16 protein-coding genes are annotated in these 14184 nt (G+C 66.9%); 6 read left to right on the top strand and 10 right to left on the bottom strand.

Annotation, left to right across the window (positions count from 1 at the left end; genetic code table 11):
- The first annotated feature begins 75 nt into the window (after window positions 1-75).
- The 6 genes from EAH76_RS13955 to EAH76_RS13930 all read left to right on the top strand — a co-directional run bounded on the left by EAH76_RS13955 (window position 76) and on the right by EAH76_RS13930 (window position 5032).
- Window positions 76-753, top strand: coding sequence for a response regulator (locus EAH76_RS13955; RefSeq protein ID WP_140850870.1), 678 nt, complete (start codon window positions 76-78; stop codon window positions 751-753).
- Window positions 750-2069 carry a sensor histidine kinase gene (locus EAH76_RS13950; RefSeq protein ID WP_241659695.1) on the top strand — a complete coding sequence of 440 codons (1320 nt, stop codon included), beginning with the start codon at window positions 750-752 and terminating at the stop codon, window positions 2067-2069. The genes EAH76_RS13955 and EAH76_RS13950 overlap by 4 nt, the downstream gene beginning before the upstream one ends.
- A 71-nt stretch (window positions 2070-2140) precedes the next feature.
- Window positions 2141-3634 (top strand): helix-turn-helix transcriptional regulator, encoded by a 1494-nt coding sequence (locus EAH76_RS13945; protein WP_140850868.1) that lies wholly within the window; start codon window positions 2141-2143, stop codon window positions 3632-3634.
- A gap of 141 nt (window positions 3635-3775) precedes the next feature.
- Complete coding sequence (locus EAH76_RS13940; protein ID WP_140850867.1) at window positions 3776-4033, top strand: GlsB/YeaQ/YmgE family stress response membrane protein; 258 nt, start codon at window positions 3776-3778, stop codon at window positions 4031-4033.
- 62 nt (window positions 4034-4095) lie between these two features.
- Window positions 4096-4698: a general stress protein gene (locus EAH76_RS13935; protein ID WP_140850866.1), complete on the top strand. Its 603-nt coding sequence runs from the start codon at window positions 4096-4098 to the stop codon at window positions 4696-4698.
- Between the two features lie 25 nt (window positions 4699-4723).
- Window positions 4724-5032, top strand: coding sequence for a hypothetical protein (locus tag EAH76_RS13930; RefSeq protein ID WP_140850865.1), 309 nt, complete (start codon window positions 4724-4726; stop codon window positions 5030-5032).
- A gap of 61 nt (window positions 5033-5093) precedes the next feature.
- Here EAH76_RS13930 and EAH76_RS13925 read toward each other — a convergent pair whose 3' ends face one another.
- From EAH76_RS13925 to coxB, 10 genes are all read right to left on the bottom strand, one after another.
- Entirely contained in the window at window positions 5094-5960 is an 867-nt protein-coding gene (locus tag EAH76_RS13925) for a class I SAM-dependent methyltransferase (RefSeq protein WP_140850864.1), read from the bottom strand.
- Between the two features lie 136 nt (window positions 5961-6096).
- Complete coding sequence (thrC, locus tag EAH76_RS13920) at window positions 6097-7497, bottom strand: threonine synthase (protein WP_140850863.1); 1401 nt, start codon at window positions 7495-7497, stop codon at window positions 6097-6099.
- Between the two features lie 11 nt (window positions 7498-7508).
- Window positions 7509-8144 carry an SURF1 family protein gene (locus tag EAH76_RS13915; RefSeq protein ID WP_140850862.1) on the bottom strand — a complete coding sequence of 212 codons (636 nt, stop codon included), beginning with the start codon at window positions 8142-8144 and terminating at the stop codon, window positions 7509-7511.
- Complete coding sequence (locus EAH76_RS13910; protein ID WP_170208027.1) at window positions 8141-8536, bottom strand: DUF983 domain-containing protein; 396 nt, start codon at window positions 8534-8536, stop codon at window positions 8141-8143. The genes EAH76_RS13915 and EAH76_RS13910 overlap by 4 nt, the downstream gene beginning before the upstream one ends.
- A 4-nt stretch (window positions 8537-8540) precedes the next feature.
- Window positions 8541-9398 carry a cytochrome c oxidase subunit 3 gene (locus tag EAH76_RS13905; protein WP_140850861.1) on the bottom strand — a complete coding sequence of 286 codons (858 nt, stop codon included), beginning with the start codon at window positions 9396-9398 and terminating at the stop codon, window positions 8541-8543.
- A 45-nt stretch (window positions 9399-9443) separates the two neighbouring features.
- Window positions 9444-9983: a cytochrome c oxidase assembly protein gene (locus tag EAH76_RS13900; RefSeq protein ID WP_140850860.1), complete on the bottom strand. Its 540-nt coding sequence runs from the start codon at window positions 9981-9983 to the stop codon at window positions 9444-9446.
- The gene (locus tag EAH76_RS24170; RefSeq protein ID WP_170208026.1) at window positions 9983-10144 is read right to left on the bottom strand and encodes a hypothetical protein; all 162 of its coding nucleotides are present in this window, start codon (window positions 10142-10144) and stop codon (window positions 9983-9985) included. The genes EAH76_RS13900 and EAH76_RS24170 overlap by 1 nt, the downstream gene beginning before the upstream one ends.
- Entirely contained in the window at window positions 10141-11049 is a 909-nt protein-coding gene (locus tag EAH76_RS13895) for a heme o synthase (protein WP_140850859.1), read from the bottom strand. Before EAH76_RS13895 ends, EAH76_RS24170 begins: the two co-directional genes overlap by 4 nt.
- Before the next feature lie 164 nt (window positions 11050-11213).
- The gene (ctaD, locus tag EAH76_RS13890) at window positions 11214-12878 is read right to left on the bottom strand and encodes a cytochrome c oxidase subunit I (RefSeq protein WP_140850858.1); all 1665 of its coding nucleotides are present in this window, start codon (window positions 12876-12878) and stop codon (window positions 11214-11216) included.
- A 3-nt stretch (window positions 12879-12881) separates the two neighbouring features.
- Window positions 12882-14024, bottom strand: a complete 1143-nt coding sequence (coxB, locus tag EAH76_RS13885; RefSeq protein WP_140850857.1) for a cytochrome c oxidase subunit II — start codon at window positions 14022-14024, stop codon at window positions 12882-12884.
- Window positions 14025-14184 lie beyond the last annotated feature (160 nt).

The following is a 14184-nucleotide window of genomic DNA, read 5'->3' as shown; positions in this document are numbered from 1 at the left end:
GATTTGGCTGTCAGCCCTAGGCGCGCTCGCTTACAGTCGGCTTACAGATGCCGCAGTGCACAAAGAAAAGGTCCGATGCGCGTACTATTGGTCGATGATGAGCTCGCGGTCGCGACGGCCCTGGCCGATGCGTTGGTGCGGCGCGGCGTCGCGATCGACCATGCGCAGACGATCGAAGCGGCCGAAGCCTATCTCGAAGCGAGCGACTATGCCGCGGTGCTGCTCGATCTCGGCCTGCCCGATGGCGACGGCATGGGCCTGCTCGCCCGGATGCGCGCGCGCGGCGATACGCGCCCCGTCCTCGTCCTGACCGCGCGCGGCGCGATCGATGCGCGGATCCGCGGGCTCAACGCGGGCGCCGACGAATATATGGTCAAGCCGTTCGACCTGGACGAGCTCCATGCCCGACTGCTGGCGATCCTGCGGCGGCGCGACGGGCATGTCGGGCGCGCGCTCCAGTGCGGCGCGCTCAGCTTCGCGGTCGAAACGCGCGTCGCCTCGGTCGGCGAGCGCGTGCTCGGCCTGTCGGCGCGCGAGACCGAATTGCTCGAACTGCTGCTGCGCCGCGTCGGCAAGGTCGTTCCCAAGCGGATCGCCGAGGATCATCTGTTCGGGCTCGACGGCGATCTCGGGTCGAACGCGATCGAGGTCTATGTCCACCGCCTGCGCAAGCGGCTCGACGAGGCGGCGACCGGCGCGCGGATCGAGACGGTGCGCGGCGTCGGCTATATGCTGCTCGCCACGCCGGCATGATGCGCGCGCCGCGCTCGCTGCTCGGGCAATTCGTCGTGCTGCACATCGCGGTCGCGCTGATCGCGACGCTGACCTTGCTGTGGAGCGCGACCGCCCTGCTCCACCAGACCGCCGATCGCTTCCAGCGCACTCTCCTCGTGCGCCAGGCGCAGGTCGTCGCCGAGGTCCACGCGCGCGGCGCGAGCACGATCGCGGCGATCCCGCTGATCAACGGCATGGCGGTCGCCACCTTCGGCAGCGATCGGCGGATCGACCACAGCAGCGGCCCCGCGCGGCGGGCGATCCTTGCCGCGGCGCCGCTCGACAGTCGCGCGCATTTCTTCCGGCGCGGCGCGGTCGAAGGGTATAGCCTGCCGACGCGCGGCGGCTGGATCGTCGTATCGCAGGACGATACCGACCCCGAGGTCGTCACCGACGATATCGTGCGGACCTTCCTCAAGCGCTTCGCCTTGCTCACGCTGCCGATCGCTGCGCTGGTGCCGTTGATCGGCGTGCTGCTCGCGCGACGGCTGACGCTACGGATGCGCGCGGTGTCGGCGATCGCGGCGACGATCGGCCCGCAATCGTTCGAAACGCGCCTGCCGCGCGGCGTCCTGCCGACCGAGGCCGAGCCGCTCGCCGAGGCGACCAATGCCGCGCTCGATCGGCTGGTCGCGGCGCTCCACATCCAGAGCGCATTCGCCGCCGACGTGTCGCACGAACTGCGCACCCCGCTCGCCGCAATCCGGCTGCGCGCCGACGCGGTGGTCGACGCTGGCATGCGCGCCGACCTGATGGCGTCGGTCGATCGCGCGGCGCGCGTCATCGGACAGTTGCTCGCGCTCGCCGAGCTCGAGCAACCGCATGTCGTCGCGGCTGGACCGATCGATCTCGCGGCGCTTGCCGAAAGTGTCGTCGCAGACCGTGCGCCAGGCATTGTCGCCGGCGGACGGACGATCGCGCTCGAGACCGCCGACGATCCCGCGCCGGCACATGGCTATCCCGACGCGATGATCCTCGCGCTCGAAAACCTGGTCGATAATGCCGCCAAATACACGCCCGTCGGCACGACGATCCTCGTTCGGGTCGGCCCGGGCGCGCGGCTGAGCGTGATCGACGATGGCGTCGGCGTTCCCGAGGCGCAGCTGGCGCGGCTCAAGGAACGCTTCTGGCGCGGCGCGGATCGCGGCGTCGAGGGATCGGGCATCGGCCTGTCGCTGGTCGACCGCATCGCGCGCGCACATGGCGGCGCGCTCACCATCGCACGCGGGCCGAACGGCCGGGGCCTGATGTTCGCGATTCTGCTCCCCGACGCCCGCGATACCCCTGTGCCCTGATCGACTGCGATCGATGCGACCTTCTGCACCGCATCGGCGTTGGTGCGCGAAGCCGCGACGAAAGGGAGCCGATGCCAGCCAGCAAGACCGCCACGTCGGACCAGCCCGACCGCGAACAGCTCCATCGCATCGTCGCGGGGCTGAGCGACGGCGTCGTGCTGATCGAACCCGACGGGAGGATCGTCTGGGCGAACGGCGCAGCGCTGGCGATGCACGGTTGCACCGAACTCGCCGAGCTCGGCGCGACCGTCAAAGCGTATCAGCAGCGCTTCGAATTGCGGCTGCGCGGCGGCCAGCCGATGCCTGTCTCGGCCTATCCGATGGCGCGGCTGTGTCGCGGCGAGGCGTTCGAAGATGTCGTGATCGACGTCCGCAAGGCGCACCAGGCCGAACCCGACTGGGTCCACCGCGCGCGCGGCTTCGTGCTCGACCGGGATGGCAAGCCCGATTGCCTCGTGCTCATCCTGTGCGACGCGACCGAGGCGTTCGAGGCCGAGGAGCGCTTCGAGAGCATGTTCAACGCCAATCCCGCCCCGGCGCTGATCGTCCGGCTGTCCGACCTGCGCTATGTCCGCGTCAACGAAGGCTTTCTCGATCTGTCGGGGTGGGAGCGCGACCAGATCATCGGCCGCTCGCTCTACGATCTCGATATCCTCGACCAGGCGGCCGAGAAGGACAAGGCCAAGGCGCGGCTCGCCAAGGGCGACGCGATCCCGCAGATGGAGGCCGATCTGCCGCTGCCGAACGGCGACACCAAGCTCGTCCTGCTCGCCGGGCACCCCGCTGAGATGCCCAATAACGAGCAGTGCATGATCTTCACCTTCGCCGATCTCGACCCGCGCCGCCGCGCCGAGACGGCGTTGCGGCAGAGCGAGGAGCGCTTCGCGACGGTGTTCCGCTTCGCGCCGGTGCCGATGCTGCTCACCAGCCTCGACGGGCACCGCATCCTCAACGTCAACCACGCCTTTCTCGCGCTCACCGATTGGGGCCATGACAGCGTGGTGGGGCGCAAGCCCGCCGAGATCGAACTCTTCGAAAGCGGCGCGACGCGGCGCGAGATCGAGAAGAAGGTGTCGGAGAGCGGATCGTTCCGTGGCTATGAGGTGCAGGTCAAGACGCGCACCGGCGTGCTCGTCACCTGCATCGCTGCTGCCGAGACGGTGACGATCAACGGCCAATATTGCATCCTCGCCGCGTTCCAGGACATTAGCGAGCGCAAGCGCACCGAACTCGACCTGATCGCCGCGATCGAGGGGGCGATGCAGGATTCGAGCTGGCTCAGCCAGAAGATCATGGACCGGATGGCAGCGTTGCGCGGGCCCGCCGCGCAGGCGGGGACGACCGGCCCGAGCGTCGAGCTTACCCCGCGCGAGCGCGAAGTCCTGGCGTTGATCACGCGCGGCAAGACCGACGATGCGATCGCCGCGGCGCTGTCGCTCAAGCGCAATACCGTGCGCAACCATGTCGCGCGGCTCTACGCCAAGATCGGCGCGCACAGCCGCGCCGAGGCGATCATCTGGGCGCGCGACCGTGGGCATCAACTGGGCTTCGACGCCGCAGCGTGACGCCGCAGCGGCAGCGATTTATTCGTATATTGGGTGCCGAGGCACCTATCGAACAGGTGCCTGCGCATCTTTGGCGGCTGTCCCCGCCCCCCTAATTTCTCTCTCATCCGGGCCATCGCCCGGCCTGAGAGGAGAACATCAATGTCCATTCTTGCCTGGATCATCCTTGGTCTTGTCGCCGGCTTCATCGGCAGCAAGATCGTCAATCGTAGCGGCGAGGGTGTCATTCTCGACATCGTGCTCGGCGTCGTCGGCGCGGTCGTCGGCGGTTTCCTGTTCAACCAGTTCGGCGCGGCCGGCGTCACCGGGCTCAACATCTACAGCCTCATCGTGGCGGTGATCGGCGCGATCGTCGTGCTCGTCCTCTACCATCTCGTGGTGCGCGGCACCGCCCGCTGAACCTCCGCCTCTCCATCCCATCGACCCCCGGCCACCCCCCCGGCCGGAACCAGGAGCATATCATGACCCAGACCATCACAGGCTTGTTCGACCGCTACGACGACGCGCGCCGCGCGGTACAGGATCTCGAAGCGGCCGGCGTGTCGCATCGCGACATCAGCATCGTCGGCCGTGACAAGAGCCATCCCGAAGACGGCACGCGCGACGCCGCGGCCGAAGATGCCGGCGCAGCTGCCGGGATCGGTGCCGCCGTCGGCGGCGTCGGTGGCTTGCTCGCCGGAATCGGTCTGCTCGCGATCCCCGGCATCGGTCCGGTGGTCGCAGCAGGTTGGCTCGCGGCGACCGCAGCGGGTGCTGCTGGCGGCGCATTGGTCGGCGCGGCCGCCGGCGGGATCGTTGGTGCGCTGACGCAGGCGGGCGTTCCCGAGGCCGACGCGCATGTCTATGCCGAGGGTGTCCGCCGCGGCGGCACGCTCGTCACCGCCAAGGTCGACGAACCGCTCGCGCCGACCGCGCGGCAGATCCTCGGCGACGATCGTACCGTCGACGTGGCGGGACGCCGCCAGGCGTATGAGTCGCAGGGCTGGAACCGCTTCGACGACTCCGCACCGGCCTATTCGGAAAGCGACATCGCTGCCGAACGCGCGCGCTACGACCGCGTCTGACCCTCTGAGCTCGAAGGAGAACACCATGCGTATCCCAACGACCCTGCTACTCGGCACCGCCCTGCTTGCCGCCCCGGCGCTCGCGCAGACCGGCCCGGCCAAGAGCAATGCCGCGATCAAGACCGCACATACCGTCGATGACGGTGCCTCGCGCGGTGGTGCCAATTCGTTCACGCAGGCCCAGGCGCGCGAGCATATCGCCAAATCGGGCTTCACCAACGTCTCGGCGCTGACCAAGGACGATCATGGCGTCTGGCGCGGCACCGCCAAGAAGGGCGGCCGCTCGGTCCATGTCGGACTCGACTTCAAGGGCAATGTCGCGACCGGCAAGTAACCAGGGACGGGCGCGCGCTGCTATCCGCGGTGCGCGCCCGCTACCGATCCTTGCGGATCGCTCAGCGCGTCCAGCGCGCGAAGATCGCGGTCGGCAGCAGCAGCCCACGCGCTTCCTCACGCACCGCCATCTCGCCGACTTCGACCGTTCCGCCGAGATCGGACAGCGCCTGGCGCACCACCTCGCCGATCGCCAGCGCCGACATGCGCACAGCGTAGACGGTGAGGACGAGGAACTTGCTGTCCTTGTCGAGCAGGCGACGGCAGTCGGCGATTAGGCCGGGCAGGCCTTCCTCGAGCTTCCACACTTCGCCATCGGGTCCGCGCCCGAACTTTGGCGGATCGAGGAAGATGCCGTCGTAACGCTTCTCGCGCCGCACTTCGCGCGCGGCGAACTTGGCGGCATCGTCGACCATCCAGCGGATCGGGCGATCCGACATGTCCGACAGGAAGGCGTTGGCCTTGCCGGCGTCGACCGATTTCTTCGACGCATCGACATGCGTCATCGCCGCGCCCTTGGCGGCGAGCGCGAGCGTGCCGACGCCGGTATAGCCGAACAGATTGAGCACCTGATCGCCCTCGGCGACCTTGCCGCGCATCCATTCCCATTGCGGGGCCATGTCGGGGAAGAAAGCGAGATGGCGGAACGGCGTGTTCTGCGCGGTGAAGAGCACTTCCTCCCAGCGCACGTGCCAGCCGCCGCGCGGCACGTCGCGCGACAGATGCCAGCGTCCGCCGCCATCCTCGTCCGATGCGCCGATGAAATCGCCATCGGCTTCCCAGCTATCCGACGCGGGCGCCCACATCGCCTGCGGCTCGGGGCGGATGAAGCGGAAGCGGCCATAGCGCTCTAGCTTGCGGCCGTGCCCTGAGTCGACGAGGCCGTAATCCTGCCAGGGTTCGGCGATGAGGGTGAGAAGGTCGTTCATATGCGACTCCCCTCCCTGGAAGGGAGGGGTTGGGGGTGGGTCGGCTGATGGAGTGAGGTTGCGCCCGACAACGGGCCGACCCACCCCCGGCCCCTCCCTTCCAGGGAGGGGAGGAAGAAGTGTGCGTGCGCCGCCATCACCGTGCACTCGCCCGCTCGGCGATATACGCCGTCACCGCCTCGAACGTGCCCGGCAGCGAGGCATAACGTTCCTCGCGCTCAAACAGGTCGCCCATCCGCGCCGGCAGCGACGGCCGCTGCCCGGTCGCGCGCTCGACGGCGTCGCGGAACTTGGCGGGATGCGCCGTCGCCAGCGTGACGACCGGCACATCCGCCGGCAGGTCGGCACGGCGCGCGGCGGCAAGGCCGATTGCGGTGTGCGGGTCGATGATCTGACCGCTCGCCTCGCACGCCCAGCGCATCGCCAGCGCCATGTCGTCCAAGTCGATCCGGTCGCTCGCGAACAGCGCGCTCGCGCCTTCGCGCTGCGCGTTGGTGAGGCGCATCGCCTTCGACGTCTCGAAACCGCGCATCTGATCGGCAAGCGCATGGCCGTCGCGACCGCCCAGATCGAACAGCAGCCGCTCGAAATTGCTCGACACCTGAATGTCCATCGACGGGCTCGGCGTCGGCACCACGGTGCCCTGCGAATAGTCGCCCGCGCTCAGCGCACGGTGGAGGATGTCGTTGACGTTGGTCGCGACGATCAGCTTGGCGACCGGCAGCCCCATCTTGGCGGCGACATAGCCTGCGAACACATCGCCGAAATTGCCCGTCGGCACCGAGAAGGCGACCGCACGCTCGGGCGCGCCGAGCCGCACCGCGGCGTAGAAATAATAGACGATCTGCGCCATCAGCCGCGCCCAGTTGATCGAATTGACCGCCGATAGCGCGAACTTGCCCGAGAAGGCGGGATCGTTGAACATCGCCTTCACCAGCGCCTGCGCGTCGTCGAAGCTCGCATCCTCGAGCGCGATGTTGTGGATGTTGGGCGCGATCACCGTCGTCATCTGCCGCCGCTGGACGTCCGACACGCGGCCCTTGGGGTGGAGCATGAAGACATCGACCCCGGCGCGCCCCGCAAGCGCGTCGATCGCCGCCGAGCCGGTGTCGCCCGACGTCGCGCCGACCACGGTCACCTGCTGCGTCGATCCGGTTAGGAAGCGCTCGAACAGCAGCCCCAGCAATTGCAGCGCGACGTCCTTGAAGGCGAGCGTCGGGCCATGGAACAGTTCGAGCAGCCATTGCCGCTCGTCGAGCTGCGCGAGCGGCACCACCGCGGCGTGCGCGAAGCGGCCATAGGCCTGCGTGCACAGCGTGCGCAGATCGTCCTCGCTCAGCGTGCCCTCGACGAAGGGCAGCATCACGGCGACCGCAGTGTCGACATAGGACAGGCCACGGAGCGCCGTTATCTGCGCAGCAGAGAAGCTCGGCCAGCTTTCGGGCAGATAGAGTCCGCCATCCTTGGCAAGGCCCGCGAGCGTTACGTCGCGAAAGTCGAGGGTCGGCGCGGAGCCGCGCGTGCTGATATAGCGCATGGCGCCTTCGGTTAGCGAGGTGAAGCCGACTCGGCAACCGTTCGCCGTCGCAGCGCGAGCGCATAGATAATTGCGGCAAGCGCTGCAAACACGAACCATTGTACCGCATAGGCGAGATGATTGTTGGGCACCGCCGACAGATCGGGCCCGGGATTGGGGTCGAGCCCGGCCGCCGGCGGATCGGCGACGAGCATCAGCGTCTTGGGCGTACCCTCGCCGACCATGCCCGCGATCAGCGCGGCATGATCGGGCGCGTAGGTGAGATATCCGGTGACGGGCCCGCCCTTCCAATCGGGCTTGGCGTGCGGATCGTTGCCGAAACCGAGCTGCACCGTGAAGCCTGGTCCTTCGGCGCCGGTACGGCACCGCGCGATCTGGCGCCAGCCGGTGCCGCCGCGCGCGTTACGGCCGCCTTCGATCGCGAAGCTGATCGGCTGCAGGCATAAGGCGCTGGCCCGGCGGAAGAGCAGGGTCGCGTCGGTCGCATCGCGCGGGAAGGCCATCGGCGGCAACGTCACGTTGCGCGCATAGCGCGCGAGCAACGCCGCCTTTTCGCTGCGCCGCTCGAGCTGCCAGATGCCGAGCCCGATCATGGCGACGATTGCGAGGCCGACGATGAGCGTCGCGACAACCGGGACTCGCTTCACGGCAACGTCTCGGGCGGCGCGATCCGGCCTTCATGCGCGGCGGTGCGATATTCCGAGCCGAGCAACGCCGCCTTGGCGATGCGCAGCGATCCGATCACGCCGAAGACGGTCACCGGCAGCCAGATCAGCATCTGCAGCCAGATCGGCGGGCCATAGGCTAGCTGGATCGTGATCGCGAGCCCGACGACGACCGCGCCGAGCACCAGCGTCAGGATCGCCGCTGGCCCGTCACCGACGTTGAAGGTGGTGAAATCGAGACCGCAGACTTTGCAGCGATCGCTGAAGTCGAGCAGCCCCTTGAACAGCCCGGGCGCCCCGCAGCGCGGGCACAGGCCCTTGAGCGCTGCGGCAACGGGCGTCGGCGCCACGGCCTCGGCCCGTTGCTCGGTCACTGGCTCACCCTGCGTGGACCGGTGCGCCCCAGCCGCCCCAGACATAGATCGAGACGAACAGGAACAACCACACGACATCGACGAAGTGCCAATACCAGGCCGCCGCCTCGAAGCCGAAATGCTGCTTGGGGGTGAAATCGCCGCGATAGACGCGGATCTGGCAGACGATCAGGAAGATCGTACCGATCATCACGTGGAAGCCGTGGAAGCCCGTCGCCATGAAGAACGACGCGCCATAGTTGAGCCCCTTGAAGGGGAACGGCGCCTCAGCATATTCGTACGCCTGGATGCAGCTGAAGATCAGGCCGAGCACGATCGTCGCCCACAGGCCCTTCTTGAGGCCGTCGCGGTCGCCGTGGATCAGCGCATGGTGCGCCCAGGTGATCGTCGTGCCGCTGGTCAGCAGGATCAGCGTGTTGAGCAGCGGGAAGCGGAAGGCGTTGATGACCTCGAGCCCCTTCGGCGGCCAGGTGCCCGCGGTGTCGGTGACGACACTGACGGTCTTGGCGACCGAATCGTAGGCGATGTGCGCCGGGAAGAGCGAGAAGTCGAAGAACGCCCAGAACCAGCCGACGAAGAACATCACTTCGGAGGCGATGAACAGGATCATGCCATAGCGCAGATGAAGCTGGACGACCGGCGTATGGTCGCCGGCATGCGCCTCGACGATGACTTGGCGCCACCAGCCATACATGACCGCGAGTACGCCGGCCAATCCGGCATAGAATACCAGACCGCCGCCTGCGGCCGAATGCATCCACATGATCCCGCCCGCCGCCATCACGAGCGCCGCCATCGATCCGGCGAACGGCCAGATGCTCGGCGGCAGTATATGGTAATCGTGGTTCTTCGCACCGGCCATGGGTTTTCCCTCTGCTCTGGTCTTATCTCGTCCCGTAACCCTGCTCTAGCCTTTGGCCTTCGCGGAATCCACCGGGTAAAATGTGTAGCTCAACGTGATCGTCTGGACGTCGCTTGCGTCCGGGTCCTGCAGGATCTTGGGATCGACGAAGAAGATCACCGGCATTCGCGCGGTCTCGCCGGGCTTGAGCGTCTGCTGGGTGAAGCAGAAGCACTGGATCTTGGTGAAATATTTGCCGGCCTGCGACGGCGTGACGTTGAACGTCGCGGTGCCCGTGATCGGCTTGTCCGACATGTTGGTCGCAGTGAAGAACGCCATGTCGCGTGCGCCGATATCGACCGTCTCGGACGGGTTCTCGGGGGCGAACTTCCACGGCATGTGCGGCGCGACATTGGTGTCGAAGTCGATGCGGATCTGCTGGCTGACCGCGCCTGGCGCGCGCAGGGCCCGCTGCGTCGTGCCGTTCAGCCCGGTCGCCTGGCAGAACATCCGATAGAGCGGGATGCTCGCCCAGCCGAGCCCGGTCATGAAACAGATCCCGAGGACGGCGAAGAGCGCGGTGCGAAGCTTGCCGTCGAGTACCATCAGTGCGGCATCCCCGCCTTGATCTTGGCGATGGTGATCGCGAACACGAGCACCACGAACGCGCCGAGGATCACGCCCAGCACCGCAGCGCGCGTGCGCTGCCGCTTGCGGACGAGGTCGGCGTGCGGGACCGAGAGGTCGGGCCGTGGGTCTGGGGTCATGCGGTCAGCCGATCGATGGCGAGAGTGGCGAAGATCGCGAGGATATAGCCGATCGAATAGACGAACAGGAAGCGTTCGGCCTTCATCTCGGGCGGGGTCGCGGCGCGCTGGACGACGACCCAGGCGGTGAGGCCGAGGAAGATCGCCGACGTCACCGCCGCGATGATGCCATAGGTCGCGCCTGCCAGCCCGAGCGCCCAGGGCGACAGCGCCGCGGCTGCCATCAGCACGGCATAGAACAGCATCTGCCAGCGTGTCGTGCGCGCGCTCGCCACGACGGGGAGCATCGGCACGCCGCCCTTGGCGTAATCGTCGCGGATCAGCAGCGCGAGCGCCCAGCTGTGCGGCGGGGTCCACAGGAAGATGATCGCGAACATCAGCAGCGGCAACGTCGAGATGCTGCCGGTCGCCGCGACCCAACCGATCAGCGGCGGGAACGCGCCGGCCGCGCCGCCGATGACGATGTTCTGCGGCGTGCGGCGCTTGAGGCCGACGGTGTAGACCAGAACGTAGAACAGGATCGACGTCGCGAGCAGAGCGGCAGCGACGAGGCCGATCGCCATCCCCATCAGCAGCACCGAAAACACACCGAGCCCGACGCCGAATTGCAGCGCGGTCTCGCGCTCCATCTTGCCGGCGGGGAGCGGCCGGTTGGCGGTGCGCTTCATCAGCGCATCGATGTCCGATTCATACCATTGGTTGAGCGCACCTGCTGCGCCGGCTGCCATGGCGATGCACAGGATCGCGGTGAAGCCGAGCACGAAAGGGAGCTGCACCGGTGCTGCGAGCATCCCGCACAGAGCGGTGAAGACCACCGATCGCATCACGCGCGGCTTGGTCAGCGCGAAGAAATCGCGCCAGTCGGCGGGGAGCGTGGCGGTGGGGGTAAGCGTGGTTACGGTCATTTCACTTCTACCCCCCTCCCGCGTGCGGGAGGGGCTGGGGGTGGGCGCGCGCCCTCAAACAGCGCTGAGTCGGGATGAACGCGTGAGCCCACCCCTACCCCTCCCGCACGCGGGAAGGGAGAAAAAGATCGACCCCCGCCGCACGGGCGGCGAGGGTCGGAAGCTCAGTCGATCCGCGGCAGCGTCTCGAACTGGTGATACGGCGGCGGGCTCGACAGCGTCCATTCGAGCGTCGTCGCGCCGTCGCCCCAGGGGCTGTCGCCAGCGGGCTTGCCCTTGGCGAGCGACCAGATGATGTTGACGAAGAACACGATCATCGACGCCGCCATGATCTTGTAGCCGAGCGTCGCCACCCAGTTCCAATGCGCCAGCGCGTCGGTGTAGTCGGGCACGCGACGCTGCATGTTCTGCAGGCCGAGGAAATGCATCGGGAAGAACAGCACGTTCACGCCGACGAAGAACACGTAATAGTGAATCTGGCCGAGCGTCTCGTTGTACATCTTCCCGGACATTTTCGGGAACCAGTAATAGAAACCGCAGAACAGTGAGAACACCGCACCCAGCGACAGCACGTAGTGGAAATGCGCCACCACGTAATAGCTGTCCTGCATGTAATCATCGATGCCGCCATTGGCGAGCACGACGCCGGTCACGCCGCCGACGGTGAACATGAAGATGAAGCCGATCGCCCACAGCATCGGCGTCTTGAAGGTAAGCGAACCACCCCACATCGTCGCGATCCACGAGAAGATCTTGATGCCGGTCGGCACCGCGATCACCATCGTCGCCGCGGTGAAGTACATCTTGGTGTTCACGCTGAGGCCGGTGGTGAACATGTGGTGCGCCCACACGACGAAGCCGACCACGCCGATCGCGACCATCGCGTACGCCATGCCGAGGTAACCGAAGACGGGCTTCTTCGAGAAGGTCGAGATCACCTGGCTGACGATGCCGAAGCCCGGCAGGATCATGATGTAGACTTCGGGGTGGCCGAAGAACCAGAACAGATGCTGGTACAGGATCGGATCGCCGCCGCCGGCCGGATCGAAGAAGGTCGTGCCGAAGTTACGATCGGTCAGCAGCATGGTGATCGCGGCCGCGAGCACCGGCAGCGCCAGCAGCAGCAGGAAGGCGGTGACGAGCACCGACCACACGAACAGCGGCATCTTGTGCAGCGTCATGCCCGGCGCGCGCATGTTGAAGATCGTCGTGATGAAGTTGATCGCGCCGAGGATCGACGAGGCGCCCGCGAGATGGAGCGAGAGGATCGCCATGTCGGTCGACGGCCCTGGCTCCCCATAGGTCGAGAGCGGCGCATAAAGCGTCCAGCCGTTACCCGCGCCACCGAAGAAGGGCGAGGCGAGCAGCAGCGTGAAGCTAGGGATCAGCAGCCAGAACGAGATATTGTTCATCCGCGGGAAGGCCATGTCGGGCGCGCCGATCATGATCGGCACGAACCAGTTGCCGAAGCCGCCGATCATCGCCGGCATCACCATGAAGAACACCATGATTAGGCCGTGCGCGGTGATCAGCACGTTCCACAGATGGAGCGAGTGATCGAGCCCCTGCTCGCCACCGGGCAGGAAGCTTGCCCAATAGCCGAGATACTGGATGCCGGGCTCAGCGAGCTCGGCGCGCATCAGGCCCGAAATCGCGCCGCCGATGATCCCCGCGGTGATCGCGAAGATCAGGTACAGCGTCCCGATATCCTTGTGGTTGGTCGACATGAACCAGCGCGCGAAGAACGACATCTGGTGATCGTCATGCGCGTGCGCATCCGAGTGCGGATGCGCATCGAACGCGTGGCCGGTAAGAGCGGAGTCGGTCATGGCTTATTGTCCAACTGTGCCGGCGCCGGCGGCATTGGCCGTCGCGCTCGTGTTTCTGACAGGTCCGGTGGCTGCGGCGCCGTCGGCGACGGGGCCGGTGACGTTCGCCGTCACGTCGGCTGCGGGCTCGGCAGTGACGGGCGCTGCTGCCGCACCCGGCATCGTGCCGCCCTTGGCCTTGACCCACTGCGCGTAGACTGCCGGGGTCACCGCCTCGACCGTGATCGGCATATAGCCATGGCGCGCGCCACACAGTTCGGAGCAGACGCCGAAATAGACGCCGGGCTTGTCGATCGTGAAGCTCGTCTCGTTGAGGCGGCCGGGGACGGCGTCGAGCTTGATCCAGAAGGCCGGGATTTCCCAGCTATGGATCACGTCGTTCGACGTGGTGATCAGCCGGATCGGCACGCCGACCGGGAGCACGACGCGATTGTCGGTCGCGAGCAGCCGCGGCCCGTCGATCGCGGTGCGTGCGCGCTCACCCTTGCCGGTCTCGCCGGCTTCCTTGAGCATGTTCGAGGTGATCTCGAACCCGCCATTGTCGGGATATTGATACGACCAATACCATTGGTTGCCGATCGCTTTCAGCGTCACCGCGGTCTTCGGCGCGGGCTTGTACTGCGCCTGCAGCAGCCCGATCGACGGGAGCGCGAGGCCGAGCAGGATCAGCACCGGGAGGCCGGTCCACAGCACTTCGAGGATCGTGTTGTGCGAGGTCTTCGAGGCGACCGGATTGTTGGCCTTGCGATAGCGGATGACGACCCAGATCAGCAGCAGCAGCACGAAGATCGTGATGATCGTGATCGTCGGCACGAGCAGCCAGTTATGGAACCACAAGGCCTGGCGACCATTCGGCGTGACCTGCGGCTGGATCGTGATCAGCCCGTCGACCGGCTGGCCGACCTTGGGGTCGATCGCCATCGCGGGCGCACCATCGACGGCGAGCATCGGATCGGTCGAAACGGCGGCGGGGGCGGCTGCAGGTGCGGCCGGTGTCGTAGCAGGCGCGGCAGCCACGGGCGCGGCTTCGACGGGTTTGGCGACAGGCGCGATCGGGGCCGCTTGCGGGGCGGCGTCGGCCGCTCCGATGCTCAGAATCGCGAGGCTTGCCGCCAGCACGATCGATTTGATCCCGATCCTACGCATCGTCTGCTTCTACCCTCTGCAGCGCCGCTTTTACGGCATTATCAAGGCGGGGATACGCCTCTATACCATGGCCTATAGCAGGCTATGCCTCGGCCTCAACCCGCGGCGATGCCTTTTTTGGCGCAATCGTTGCGTCGGCGGGCGGGCAACCCTAATCAGG

This window comes from Sphingomonas glacialis (assembly GCF_006439055.1).
GTDB classification, from domain to species: Bacteria; Pseudomonadota; Alphaproteobacteria; order Sphingomonadales; family Sphingomonadaceae; genus Sphingomonas; species Sphingomonas glacialis_A.
This window is presented reverse-complemented; position numbering and strand designations above follow the sequence as displayed.

Excerpts from the sequence above, each read along its gene's own strand:
- EAH76_RS13955 (WP_140850870.1), top strand. The coding sequence starts at position 76 with ATGCGCGTACTATTGGTCGATGATGAGCTCGCGGTCGCGACGGCCCTG.
- EAH76_RS13950 (WP_241659695.1), top strand. The coding sequence starts at position 750 with ATGATGCGCGCGCCGCGCTCGCTGCTCGGGCAATTCGTCGTGCTGCAC.
- EAH76_RS13945 (WP_140850868.1), top strand. The coding sequence starts at position 2,141 with ATGCCAGCCAGCAAGACCGCCACGTCGGACCAGCCCGACCGCGAACAG.
- EAH76_RS13940 (WP_140850867.1), top strand. The coding sequence starts at position 3,776 with ATGTCCATTCTTGCCTGGATCATCCTTGGTCTTGTCGCCGGCTTCATC.
- EAH76_RS13935 (WP_140850866.1), top strand. The coding sequence starts at position 4,096 with ATGACCCAGACCATCACAGGCTTGTTCGACCGCTACGACGACGCGCGC.
- EAH76_RS13930 (WP_140850865.1), top strand. The coding sequence starts at position 4,724 with ATGCGTATCCCAACGACCCTGCTACTCGGCACCGCCCTGCTTGCCGCC.
- EAH76_RS13925 (WP_140850864.1), bottom strand. The coding sequence starts at position 5,960 with ATGAACGACCTTCTCACCCTCATCGCCGAACCCTGGCAGGATTACGGC.
- thrC (WP_140850863.1), bottom strand. The coding sequence starts at position 7,497 with ATGCGCTATATCAGCACGCGCGGCTCCGCGCCGACCCTCGACTTTCGC.
- EAH76_RS13905 (WP_140850861.1), bottom strand. The coding sequence starts at position 9,398 with ATGGCCGGTGCGAAGAACCACGATTACCATATACTGCCGCCGAGCATC.
- EAH76_RS13900 (WP_140850860.1), bottom strand. The coding sequence starts at position 9,983 with ATGGTACTCGACGGCAAGCTTCGCACCGCGCTCTTCGCCGTCCTCGGG.
- EAH76_RS24170 (WP_170208026.1), bottom strand. The coding sequence starts at position 10,144 with ATGACCCCAGACCCACGGCCCGACCTCTCGGTCCCGCACGCCGACCTC.
- EAH76_RS13895 (WP_140850859.1), bottom strand. The coding sequence starts at position 11,049 with ATGACCGTAACCACGCTTACCCCCACCGCCACGCTCCCCGCCGACTGG.
- ctaD (WP_140850858.1), bottom strand. The coding sequence starts at position 12,878 with ATGACCGACTCCGCTCTTACCGGCCACGCGTTCGATGCGCATCCGCAC.
- coxB (WP_140850857.1), bottom strand. The coding sequence starts at position 14,024 with ATGCGTAGGATCGGGATCAAATCGATCGTGCTGGCGGCAAGCCTCGCG.